This is a genomic window from Hoylesella enoeca JCM 12259, assembly GCF_000613405.1.
Lineage (GTDB): Bacteria > Bacteroidota > Bacteroidia > Bacteroidales > Bacteroidaceae > Prevotella > Prevotella enoeca.
Genome location: NZ_BAIX01000019.1, coordinates 1 through 12,390, shown reverse-complemented (window position 1 = coordinate 12,390; position 12,390 = coordinate 1). Strand labels below are relative to the sequence as shown.

9 protein-coding genes and 2 pseudogenes are annotated in these 12,390 nt (G+C 51.0%); all 11 read right to left on the bottom strand.

What is annotated here, in order from left to right; translation table 11 throughout:
• Positions 1-90: 90 nt before the first annotated feature.
• The gene (locus JCM12259_RS14395; protein WP_051559234.1) at positions 91-1,707 is read right to left on the bottom strand and encodes a hypothetical protein; all 1,617 of its coding nucleotides are present in this window, start codon (positions 1,705-1,707) and stop codon (positions 91-93) included.
• Positions 1,708-1,746: 39 nt separating this feature from the next.
• Positions 1,747-1,950: a hypothetical protein gene (locus tag JCM12259_RS07180; protein WP_025065942.1), complete on the bottom strand. Its 204-nt coding sequence runs from the start codon at positions 1,948-1,950 to the stop codon at positions 1,747-1,749.
• 462 nt (positions 1,951-2,412) lie between these two features.
• Positions 2,413-4,080 carry a dipeptidase gene (locus JCM12259_RS07175; RefSeq protein ID WP_036888710.1) on the bottom strand — a complete coding sequence of 556 codons (1,668 nt, stop codon included), beginning with the start codon at positions 4,078-4,080 and terminating at the stop codon, positions 2,413-2,415.
• Between the two features lie 15 nt (positions 4,081-4,095).
• A pseudogene (locus tag JCM12259_RS17635) lies at positions 4,096-4,664 on the bottom strand (hypothetical protein).
• Between the two features lie 676 nt (positions 4,665-5,340).
• Positions 5,341-5,742, bottom strand: coding sequence for a M23 family metallopeptidase (locus JCM12259_RS17625; RefSeq protein ID WP_309546414.1), 402 nt, complete (start codon positions 5,740-5,742; stop codon positions 5,341-5,343).
• A 16-nt stretch (positions 5,743-5,758) separates the two neighbouring features.
• On the bottom strand, positions 5,759-5,977 hold the full coding sequence (locus JCM12259_RS07165) for a hypothetical protein (RefSeq protein WP_025065940.1): 219 nt from the start codon (positions 5,975-5,977) through the stop codon (positions 5,759-5,761).
• Positions 5,974-6,909: a DUF4296 domain-containing protein gene (locus tag JCM12259_RS07160; protein WP_081784169.1), complete on the bottom strand. Its 936-nt coding sequence runs from the start codon at positions 6,907-6,909 to the stop codon at positions 5,974-5,976. Before JCM12259_RS07160 ends, JCM12259_RS07165 begins: the two co-directional genes overlap by 4 nt.
• On the bottom strand, positions 6,906-7,538 hold the full coding sequence (locus JCM12259_RS14385; RefSeq protein ID WP_036888708.1) for a lipoprotein signal peptidase: 633 nt from the start codon (positions 7,536-7,538) through the stop codon (positions 6,906-6,908). The genes JCM12259_RS07160 and JCM12259_RS14385 overlap by 4 nt, the downstream gene beginning before the upstream one ends.
• 21 nt (positions 7,539-7,559) lie before the next feature.
• Positions 7,560-7,940, bottom strand: coding sequence for a TraR/DksA family transcriptional regulator (locus tag JCM12259_RS07150; protein ID WP_025065938.1), 381 nt, complete (start codon positions 7,938-7,940; stop codon positions 7,560-7,562).
• A gap of 325 nt (positions 7,941-8,265) precedes the next feature.
• A pseudogene (gene ileS / locus JCM12259_RS14380) lies at positions 8,266-11,825 on the bottom strand (isoleucine--tRNA ligase).
• A 117-nt stretch (positions 11,826-11,942) separates the two neighbouring features.
• Positions 11,943-12,390 (bottom strand): DUF6261 family protein (locus tag JCM12259_RS16730; protein ID WP_025065937.1); only part of this gene is annotated, 448 nt, incomplete at its 5' end.

Sequence of the window (12,390 nt, the reverse complement as noted above, 5' to 3'; positions counted from 1 at the left end):
GATTTTAAGCTCGTCGGGGAGTCCCGACAGATTGCTTAATCCATCGCGCGGCTCATGTGGGCGGGAGCGAACAATAAAGCAATACGGGAGCTACTCGGCCACCCATCGCCTCAACCCGTAGTCGCGGCTGTGGATGTAGCCGTTGCCAATGTTCACGAAGCCCGAGCTGAAGAACAGGTCGTACGCGAAGCCCGTGTCAAACGGGTAGGGTGTACTCGACCAATAGAGACCGTCCCAGCCCACAGCGTTGAGCGAGCCGCTGTAGTAGCGGCCAAGCGCGGAAGGTAGAAGTAATCGGAAGGGTTGCTGAGCGGCTCGGTGGCAATGCTGGGGACGGTTTATAGAAACCAACGTAGCTTGTAGACTTCGTATAGTCTCTTCCGTCGGGTGCCTGATTGGGATTAAAACTGCTACCAATAGCGGCTTTCTTTTTGAACCACATACCACCTTTATATAAATGACCCATGGTAGACCAAAGCTCGTCGCGTCCCAATGAGGATCGCCGTAATCCTTATGGACGTACCAGAGGAGTTCGTTGATGTTAGGACAATCTTTGCAAGAGTGTTCAGCCTTGACGGCAGGAGAAGCACCGGTGACATCGCTGTAACCCTGCACCTCGTTATACCACCTACTGTCGCTGTTGTTTTGAGGATAGCCTGTTGGTGTTGGATCGCCCGATTTATGATTGGTTTTAGGTTGCTCGCTTGTGTGCCCTGCCCAATAATGCTGGTTAAGGGCAGCGTCCCACATGTAATAATCATCGCTCGGGTATTCCGTTACTTGCAAGTCTGTATGTACCTTTTTATTTCGGCCGGCAGTGAAAGTAACGCTGGGGTAAGTCTTAGTGATGGTGCCAGTGACGTATGTTACAGGGTCGTGAAGCGTGTATTCGATACTGACGTTGTTGTAAGTGCCGGGATTGACAACCATCGTGGCGGCGTTGGTGGCGTAAGTTTCTGTATTAGGGATAGAGAAGTTGGGGACGGTAAGCGTCACGCTGTTTGAAGTAGCTGCCGGGTTGCTTAATGTACCATTGTCGGCCAAGTCGAACGTGCCGGCGAGGGCGTCGGATGTATTGCCCGTGAAGACGCGAATCTTCTGGATCTTAGCACCGGCTACTACGCCCTGTGTCGTGTAAGGCATAAAAGTGATGTAGGCGGCCTTGTGGTCGAGCGTGAAATGATATTTATCTCCGCCCGCGGGCTTGGTAGCTGTGGCTACCCCGAAGTCGCCGTCTTCACCGATATGGCTGGCGTCGTTGGGCACAGTCTGTGACTGCGCAGCTTTGATCGTCACTTTATCTTTTGCTCCATTCTTACCAGTGTAGCGCACAGGATAGCTCGATGCCGTGAAGGTTCCGGCAAAATAGAATTTGGCCTTGTCTACCCGCTTCACCGCAGAGGGATTTGCAGGATTGTTGACGAGTGTCGAGTTGATATTGTTCTTACTGTCTTGTGTTAACACGGGAGCCAGAGCGGTGCCGGTGTTAACCCATAGGCGGTCGTCTTCGGTCCAATAGAAGTTGAGGCCAGAGCCGTCATATTCGCCCGTAGTACGGGTTGTCTGGTCTTCTTCAACGAAACTGGTCAAGCCTTCGGTGCCCGGCTCTTGGTCGTTGTTGTCCTTATTTGCTGTATCGTCGTTAGCGCAGCTGGCAAAAGTGAGTAGGCCGGCGATGGCGAGCAATGATAAAATGTTTGTCTTCATCTTGTTTGTTCTTTTTTAATTTTTATACTCTCTTGTTTGTTAAATACCCCATTGTTGTGGAGCCTCTTCTTCCTCGTCAAACCAACCTTGCTTGGCGCTCAGATCGTCGCCGTCGTCGCCGGCCTTGTTGTGTCCGCCACTGTTGGGGAACGAGGTGTCCATCAGTTCATTGTGAGCCTCCAAGCGGATGGCCTCAACTGCGGGCTTCGCATAAGCCCTACTCTCTAATTGATTTCTGTTCATAATCGCTATGTTTTGAGTGAATAAATCGTGCTTATTTTCCTCTTGCTCGGTTGGCAAAAGGGCATAAAAAGGAAACAAAGGGAACTCCGAGAAGCCCTTTGTTTATTGGGGGTTAGCGCATGCCTTACGCGCGCGCGTAAGATAAAGCCGTGAAGGTGTCTACGCCAGGTAAGAGTGTGTGTGTGTGTGTGTGTGTTAAGACTTTTTCCGAGATATGCAAATATAAAGCGTTAAAAGATGCAAGAGAATTGGTGTTCTTTTGCATCGCGCTACGGCTGTTTATATTTGCTTGTTTAATCATCTCTACTTAATTGTTCAGACCCCCATCCCCCTAACTTAGGAGGCGAAGGTGAAAAACTGGGGGCAAAGGTAAGTAAAGTTTCTTAAATGAACAAAGATTCTATTGAAAAAAATGATGCGCAATGGAAATTCATTGCGCATCATGGATTGTCTCAGACGAGTTTATTCGGCAGGATAAGCGAACTTATCGCCGGTGGATTCAATGAGTTTTTTGGCAAAGGCTTGGGGATAACCCGGACGCGTCACCTTGGTTCCGAGACCTGTGGACGTGCGTTCGAAGACGCCGTTGTGGCTGGGTTTGATGATCATATCGTTGTATTTCACGATGAGATAAATGGCGAGTTGTTTCCAGCGAACCAACATTTGCTGCGCTTGCTCGTTGCTGTAATCGTTGAGATAGTTGATGGCGGCAGCTGGATCGGTGGCATAAAGGCTGCGCGCTTTTTCTTCCACGGCCGACTGGTTGGCGAAATAGGACTGTTCAAGACTGTCGCGAACTTCGCGCAACGAGGGGAACATCTGTGCATAACGGGGATAAACCATGTTGCTCACCCAGTTGCAAACCCAGTAAGCATTTTTGTCGGAGAATGTCAGCGCATCGGCTCCCGGCGTGTTGTAACACTCGGGTTGCGTGGTGTTGCCGCAATAAATCGGCGTGTAAGCAACCATGTTTCCGTCGTCATTTCCGAACCAAAGCACGCCTCCGATCTGTCTCGGAAGCCATGCGCGCATCTGTGCGACATAGGAGAAACCGGTTTGCTGCGTGCTGGTGGGGCGCTCGTTGAAATATTTCTTGCCGTTGTAGGTGAATGACAGTGGGGTGGGGCGATAGGGCATTTGCCAGATTCCGCTACCGATGTCGGCACTGTCGATGGCCAAAGCCGTGCCCTCGTAGTGGTCGCGCATACACATTTCGATGTCCTGCACACTTACTTTCCGGTTGGGAATGATCCATAACGGCATGTCTTCGGCATTGGGATCTTTGCCCAAAGCCCACGGGAGATAACGGTCGAAGCCGTCATCGAAATGGCGGAAGAAGCTCCACACGCGTGCATCGCAGAAGCGGCGACCGCCGAATGTGGGTTTTGCATACGTGTTTTTCCATGAGAAGTCGGCGTCTTTGCCTGTGAACCAACCCATCTTACGCGCAAAAGAGATCACGTCTTTGGCATAAAGCACGTTGTTTTTGTCCTTCATGTTGAACTTGCCGATACGACTTTGGTTGGCATGACCGCAGATGGCGTTGTCGGGAATGCGCATGGCCACCCACACTGTTCCTTTCGAACCAGGTCCTTTCCCCATCATTTCCATGATCCAAGCCTCGTTGGGATCGCAGATGGTAAAGGTTTCGCCACCGCTGCAATAGCCGTATTTCTGGGTGAGAGTGGTCATCACACGGATGGCTTCGCGGGCTGTTTTGGAGCGTTGCAGGGCCACATAAATGAGCGAGCCGTAATCTAAGATGCCGGTTGTGTCGACCATTTCATCACGTCCGCCGTAAGTGGTTTCGCCGATGGTCACCTGATATTCGTTGATGTTTCCGATGACATTATAGGTTTCGGGAGCTTCGGGAATCTCACCATGATACACCTTGGTATCCCAGTCGATGATTTTGCGCATTTCTCCTTTCGCATGTTTGGCAGCGGGGAAATGACAAAGGCCGATAAACATGCCGTAGTCATCGGCATTATAGGTGCAGATGACCGAACCGTCTGTCGAGGCCTTTTTGCCCACGATGAAATTGGTACAAGCGCTCGCCTTAACGGACAAAAACAGGGCCGCAACGAGCAAAAACAGAACTCTTGACTTGTGTACTGAACGTTTATTCATATCTAATTGGTTAGGTTAATACTTGATTTGTGTGGTGAAAACGCGTTTGTTTGCCCGATTGTCTGTGGCAATAAACGTCAGGCGATGCATCTGCCCCGTTTTCTTGATGGGTGTCTGCGCAAGATCACAACGCACCCACGGGCTTTTGGGAACTTCCTCGAAAAGAACAAATTTGCCGTCGATGTATCCTTCATAAGAAGCCACGCCGCTCTCTTTGTCTTGCAAACCGATTTGCAAGATATGGTTAGTTGCCCAGCGATTAACCGTTATCGGCGTGATGATTGGCGGTGTTTCGTCGTATGAAAGACGGTAAGTTGCACCAAGCTCTTGCGCATGCCCTGTAATCCATCCATCCTGATAGGTTCCGCCCATGTATCGATCCGTTCCCCAACGGCTGACGATGTAAAGTTTGGAAGGATCTTTCACGGCGTGTTTCAGACGCAGACTGATCTTGGCATAATGGAACAGCGGAAATGATCTCGCATCAGTTGATAATCGTCGGAGAGTGCGCCGGGGCGGAATCCGATCTTCGGATGCACTTCACAATGATCGGCCAAACAGCCCGACGGAATCACGATTTGCATGCCGGGAAGCTGAACGTAATTCGTCTGATTCCAATACAGCGTGCGTAGCGGATGGCGTTCTGGTGACGGAGCGATTGCCGTTCGCTTACCGGTGACGGTGAATGTGTAGCGGCTGTTGTTTCCTTTGAAGTCGGTCAACGAATAAGTGATGTGGTAATCGCGCTCTTGATTGAAGTCGATCAAGCCGCGGTTGCTGTCGGCCGACATGCAAGGAAGTGTGACGCCAGGGGAAATGAAGGAGCGCATATACCATACGTTGTAACGCAGGAAATGCTCATAGTCGCCCCAAGCATTGACCATTCTGTTGTCTTCCATAGGCACACGACTGATGTCGCTACTGAAAACGAGGTGGTCGTCAACGAAGAGTTCGGTCTTCCGAACGCCGTAACGATTATACGTTATCTCCATATAATCATTGGCCCAGATGCCGAATCCCACCTTGCCCCAGGCCGTGAATTTGCGCGTTAGGTCATGACTTGTGAACGGAAACGACTGTTTGGAACTTCCGCCGCAGAACATTCCTTCTCCCGGTTGGGGATAAACCATGAAGCCATGAGCCATCGGAGGCAGTTTGTCTTTGACCGCAACACCGATGAAGTCGAGCGGATCAAGCATCTCCCATGTGCGTGTGTTGTGGATTTCGAGATGCAAATGCGGGGCCTGGGATGAACCGGAATTACCACTGACGGCGATGAGTTGGCCTTTGGCAACGTAGATCGGTGGGAGCAAAGTGCATATCGCCGACATAAGAATGATGTGCATACTGCCATTTTCGCACCATTGCGGCAATCTGCGGGACGAATTTTTTCAAGTGACAATACACGCTTGTGTAGCCTTCCGGATGATGTACATAGACCGCATTGCCGAAACCACCGATGCCTACCGACACGTGCGATATGTAACCATCGCCTATGGAGAAGATGGGTTTGCCCTCGACGCCGCCCGTCTTGATGTCTACTCCGCCGTGGAAATGATTCGGACGAGGTTCGCCGAAGTTGCCAGCCAAAGCTATTTCATAGTTGACTGGTGAACTGAAAGCGACATTTGTCGCGAGGAGTATGCTGAGCAACCAACTCATTGATTGTATGCTGAGTTTATTCTAATACTGTGTCATTGCTGTAAGCTCGTAAAATGCCGTCGGTGTCTTGACGGAGTCGGATGGTTCCTCCTAACCATTCCGTTGCGGGCAACTCGTCTTTGAATGTGTAATAGTTCGTCACGCGTCCGTGGGTAATCTCTACGACGGCTTGTTTAAGCACGCGTTTGTCGTCAACGATCCTGTTAGCTCCGATACGTCGAAATGTTTGGCTCATCGGGTGGGGATTTCGTTAGGAAGTGACGAAGGTTCTGCGGGAGGTACTTCTGTGGAAGATGCCGGTTCTGCCGGCAGCTCCTGATGTTTCGGTACGGAGTCGGTTTTGGTCGAATCGGCAGCCGCCTTATCCGCTTTTTTGTTCTTTTGCTCGTGAATCCGAATCAATCGCAGGCGGTTGACAGCCATCATCTGTAAAGTGGTCGACGGCTGGTCGGGCGACAAACTCTTGTTTAGCATGATAAACCCGCTGACCTCTTTGATGCCGAGATGGTTGTCGTCTCGCACCTGCAAAGTGTATGAATCCGAACTGGTGACGCGCATCATCTGCGAGGTTATGCTATCGTTGCCGAACCGAACGGCTAAAACAGCAACGCCATCACGTATTCCGTCTTGATAGATAAACTGTGCCCGGAAATGCAGCAAAATAACATCGCCTTTATGAAATGTCGTGTCGGCCTTGACGGAAAACGATAGTTGATTGAATGGCGGTTTAGGAACGAAGACTGCCGAACTCTCTCCTTTCCAGATGCTGGCCGTATCGCCAGTTGTCGAAAGCGTGTTGTATCTGTCTATACCGCTTGCCGACGCACCGAGGGCTACGGCTTCGTCGCTCAAGCGTTTGGCCAGGTGTTCGTAGATTTGGTGCAACAATTCGGTGTGGCGTGTGTAATATACCAGTGAAGAGTCTAATTCCGCTTCCGTAATACCATGCTTTTTGAGAACAGCCAATCGATAAGCACGCAAGTAAAAGTCGTGATTACCCGATTTCTGTGTCGCCATTCCGTCGGCGACGTGATAGTCATAGAGGATGTCTTCCATGTCTCCCGGCTGGATATATTCACTCGGGACACCGGGTTTGCAACCGACAGTCAGAGACAATATACTCCCCAACAGAATGATCAGAGCGATATGGGAGAACAGATGCTTCATGATTTCTTAAACGAAATTTGTCCCAACTCTTGTCTGCAAAAGAGGAGCAACGCTACAAAACCTACACTCACGCAGGAGTCGGCGAAGTTGAACACGGGACTGAAAAAGACAAATTCCTGGCCGCCCCAATAGGGAACCCATTCGGGCCACGTAGTGACGATCAATGGGAAGTAGAACATATCCACGACCTTGCCGGTCAGGAATCCTGCATAACCTGTGCCGAAAGGCACCCATTCGGACACGGTGAAAGGTGATGATGCGCTGAAAGTCAGTCCGTAAAACATCGAGTCCAGCATGTTGCCGGCTGCACCGGCCACCACCATCGACAGCAGTACGATATAGCGTGTACGTGCGCCTGCTTTCACTTGTTTGTAGATATACCAGCTGATTAGGCTGATGGCGCATAGCCGCAGCACACTCAGAAATAGTTTGTTGATGAAGGTCATCCCAAAAGCCATTCCCTTGTTCTCAACGAAATCGATGTAAAACCAGTCGGTGATACGGATCGATTCGCCCAAGCTCATATTAGTTTTGACAGCGATCTTGATGAGCTGATCGATCACCAAGATCGCTGCAATGATGAGTACCGACAAGCGGCCGTCGGTGAAAAACTCTCGATATCTTTTCATGTATATCCGACCTTGATGTGCTTAACGTTTGCGGGCGTTTTTCGATGCAACGCTCAATGTGGCGTGTGGCACGGCGCGTAGGCGTTCTTTCGGAATCAGTTCGCCTGTCATCCGATCAATACCATAGGTCTTGTTCTTGATTCGGATGAGAGCAGCCTCTAATCCTTGGATAAACTTCTGCTGCCGGTTGGCCAGTTGCACCAGTTCTTCTTTGGTCTGTGTGGCACTGCCTTCCTCTAAGACCTTATAGGTGGGCGATGTGTCGTCCACATCGTTGCTGTCTTGGTTCATGAGTGTGCGCATCATCGACTCATAGTCGCGGCGCGCCAGTTTCAGTTTTTCGTTAATGATGTCGTTGAATTCTTCCAACTCCTCATCACTATACCTTGTTTTCTCTGCCATAGTTGTCTTGTTGTTTAATGGTTTTCTACTCTCTTTATTCAATAGTCGGCGTAACTCGGAGGTTTTGCCTTGTTTTCGTTCAAAATCAGCTTTCCCATGTTTGGGAAACTCTGTTTTCGTTCAAAAATGCTCTTCCCATGTTTGGGAAACTCTGTTTTCGTTCAAAAATGCTCTTCCCATATTTGGGAAACCTTATTTTCGTTCAAAATAGACTTTCCCATGTTTGGGAAACCTTATTTTCGTTCAAAATGGATTTTCCCATGTTTGGGAAGCCTTCTTTTTGCTCAAAACAGATTTTCCCAAGTGGCGGATGTTCTATTTCGCATCAGATCTTCGCAATCTCGATATGGAGTTTGAACCCATCGAAGTCGGCTTCCACGCCCCCATTATCGGCGAGGTCGATTCGGTCGGCCAACACTTGTGTGCGAATATATTCATCGTAGCGGGTCACGGCTGCCTCGATCTGCGGATGGGGCGAAAGGGTGACACGGATGCGGTCGGTGATTTCCAACCCGCTTTCCTTACGGATGTTCTGAATGCGGTTGATCAGTTCGCGGGCCATTCCCTCATGGCGAAGTTCATCGGTGAGTTCCACCTCTAATGCTACGGTGAGATTGCCTCATTGGCCACTAACCATCCCGGAATATCCTCGCTGATAATCTCGACATCGGTGATATCTACGCTTACGGATTGGCCGGCAATGTTGAGATCCATTTTCCCATTGCGCTCGAAAGCAGCGATGCGATCTTGGTCGAGCGCACTCAATTGGGCAGCGATGTCTTTCATCAGCTTGCCGTACTTCTTACCCATGGTGCGGAAGTTGCATTTCACTTTCTTGATTAGCACGCCATTACCCTCGACGAAGTTCAGTTCTTTGACGTTGACTTCGCTGATGATAAGATCTTTTACGGCTTCGATATGGCGTTTCTGGGTGGTGTCTATGGCGGGAATCATGATCTGTTGGAGGGGTTGGCGCACTTTGATATTGACTTTGCGGCGCAGTGCCAGGGTCATCGAAGTGATCTTCTGTGCCATCTCCATCCGCGCTTCAAGCTCGCGATCGATAGCCTGTTCGTCGGCTTCGGGGAATTTAACCAGATGCACGGAGCAGGTCCTGTCGGCCTGTTCGCCGCCGAGGTCTTTCCACAGCTGATCGGCATAGAACGGTGTGAATGGCGCCAGCAGTTTGGCCACGGTCATCAGGCAGGTGTAGAGCGTCTGGTATGCAGAACGCTTGTCGGCACTCATCTCTTTGCCCCAGAAGCGTTTGCGGTTGAGCCGCACATACCAGTTGCTGAGATCGTCGTTGACGAAGGTGTCAATGAGTCGGCCGGCCCGGGTGGGATCATAGCTTTGGAGTTCGTGATCTACACCTTTTATTAATGTGTGGAGCGACGAGAGAATCCAGCGGTCGATTTCGGGCCGATCTTCGAGCTTGATCTGAGGCTCTGTCGGGTCGAATCCGTCTACGTTGGCATAGAGGGCGAAGAATGAGTAGGTGTTGTAAAGTGTGCCGAAGAATTTGCGGCGCACTTCGTCTACACCGCCGGCATCAAATTTCAGGTTGTCCCACGGCTCGGAGTTGGTCATCATGTAGAATCGCACGGAATCGGCGCCATATTGGTCGATCATCTCGAAAGGATCGACCACGTTGCCCACGTGTTTGCTCATCTTATTGCCTTTGGCATCGAGCACGAGTCCCGTCGAAATCACGTTCTTGAATGCCACGCTGTCGAAGACCATCGCAGCGATGGCATGCAGCGTGAAGAACCAGCCGCGTGTCTGATCCACGCCCTCGTTGATGAAATCTGCGGGGAATGCCGTGCGCTTGTCGATCGCATCGCGATGCTCGAACGGATAATGCACTTGGGCGTAGGGCATCGAACCGGAGTCGAACCACACGTCGATGAGGTCGGTCTCGCGGTGCATCGGTTTGCCGCTCTCGCTCACCAGTACGATGTCGTCTACATAGGGGCGATGCAGGTCGATCTTGTCATAATTCTCTTTGTCGAAGTCATTGGGCACGAATCCTTTGTCTTTCATCGGGTTGGATGACATCACTCCGGCTGCAACGCTCTTCTCAATTTCGGTATAGAGTTCTTCTATGCTGCCGATGCAGATTTCCTTGCCGTCTTCGTCGCGCCAGATAGGCAGCGGCGTACCCCAGAAGCGCGAACGGGAGAGATTCCAGTCATTGAGGTTCTCGAGCCAGTTGCCGAAGCGTCCTGTACCCGTTGATTCGGGTTGCCAATTGATGGTTTTATTGAGTTCCACCATCCGCTCTTTCCTTGCCGTGCTCTTGATAAACCAGCTATCCAGGGGATAATACAGGATCGGCTTGTCTGTCCGCCAGCAGTGCGGATAGTTGTGCACATGTTTCTCGATTTTGAGTGCGATGCCCTCCTGTTTCATCTCCATGCAGATGATGATGTTGAGATCTTCGGCTTTGTTGGCAGCCGCTTCGTCGTATCCGTCTACGTTGAAGCGCGGATCGTAGGCATTTTTGACATAGTCGCCGGCATGATGACCGTAGGCTTTGGCATCCACGCACGCAGTGCGGAAGTTGTTGTCCAGTTCATCCGTCAGATAATATTTTCCCTGCAAATCCACCATTGGGCGCGTTTCGCCTTTTTTGTTGATCAGAAACAGCGATGGCACTTCGGCGTCTTTGGCCACCTTGGCGTCGTCTGCACCGAAAGTCGGGGCAATATGCACAATACCCGTACCATCTTCGGTGGTGACATAGTCGCCGGGGATCACGCGGAAAGCGCATTCTGCCATTTCCACAAACTTGTCCTTACCGTTTTCGCCCATGAAAGTCTTCTCGGGGTGTGCGGCTGCATAACGATGGACAAATTCAGGCGCATTGACATCCAACTTGGCTGAGGGTTTTACCCAAGGCATCAATTGGCGATAGGTCAGCCCCACGAGTTCGGTTCCGCTGTAAGTTCCGATCACGCGGTAAGGTACCGTCTTATCGCCGTGTTGATAGCTTTCCAACGGCAGATCCCTACCTTCGGGCTTGAAGTAAGCATCGAGCCGGCTCTCAGCTATGATCGCCGTGATCGGTTCACCGTTGTAGGGGTTATAGGTTTCGATGGCCGCATATCGGATGTTCGGACCCACGCACAGCGCCGTATTTGAGGGCAACGTCCATGGCGTAGTGGTCCAGGCCGTGAAATAAGGAGTGCCCCATTTGGTCCATTCATCCCGCGGATTGAGCACCTTGAATAGAGCCGTGACGGTGGTGTCTTTCACATCACGGTAACAGCCCGGCAGATTCAGCTCGTGTGAACTGAGCCCGGTTCCGGCAGCCGGAGAGTAGGGCTGAATCGTATAGCCTTTATATAGCAAGCCTTTGCTATGGAGTTGTTTCAGCAACCACCAGAGCGTCTCGATGTACTTATTGTCGTAAGTGATGTAAGGATGATCCAAGTCGACGAAATAGCCCATCTTTTCTGTCAGCTTGCGCCATTCCTCCGTGAATTTCATTACATTTTCGCGGCACTTGCGGTTATAGTCTTCCACCGAGATATATTTGGGCGATTTCCGGTTGTCGATATCTTTCTTGGTGATGCCCAACTCTTTCTCCACGCCCAGCTCCACAGGCAGTCCGTGGGTGTCCCATCCGGCTTTGCGATACACCTGGAAGCCTTTCATAGTCTTGTATCGATTGAAAGCGTCCTTGATCGAGCGCGCCAGCACGTGGTGGATTCCGGGATGACCATTGGCCGACGGCGGACCCTCGAAGAAGACGAATTGCGGGCAGCCTTCCCGTTCGGCGATTGATCGGCGGAAGACGTCGTTGTTCTCCCACTCTTTCAGGATATCGTTATTGATCTTGGTCAGATCCAGACCGTTGTATTCGGCAAATCTCTTAGCCATTTTCTTTACTTTATAGAATTTTGCGCGCAAAGGTACGAAAAAATGATCGGTTAGCAAACAGATGTTTGTTAACCGATCATAAAAAGATAAGTGCAAGGCGCTATCCTATTTACTTCTTCACCTTTTCACTTCTTTCAGCTCATCCTTTTCGCGCACAACCCACATCGTCCGCTTCGGATCAGTGCTGTAAGCCAATTCATAGGCCTTGCTCTTGCCGGTGCCTTTGGTCTTGCCGGTGAAGACGAGGACGTTGGGGGCGATGCCGTTTTCCTGCTCAAACTTGCGGATCAGCGGGTCGAGTTCTTTGCGAAGCTCCTCGAGCTGGCGCTCGGCGCGGGCTTTGTTGGTGGCCGCACGATTGGCCAACAACGTGTGACGATTGTCGACCACGGCATTGTATTCGTTGATGAGGGCCGTAATTTTCGCGCTGGGTTCGAGGTCGTCGAGCGAATCGATGCGGCGCAGCACGGCGTTGAGCGCCCGGTCGGTGGCGGCGCGGAGCTGCTTGATGTCGAACGTGCCGGTGGGGATCGTCTTTTTGAAGCGCGCTTGGAAGCATTTGTCG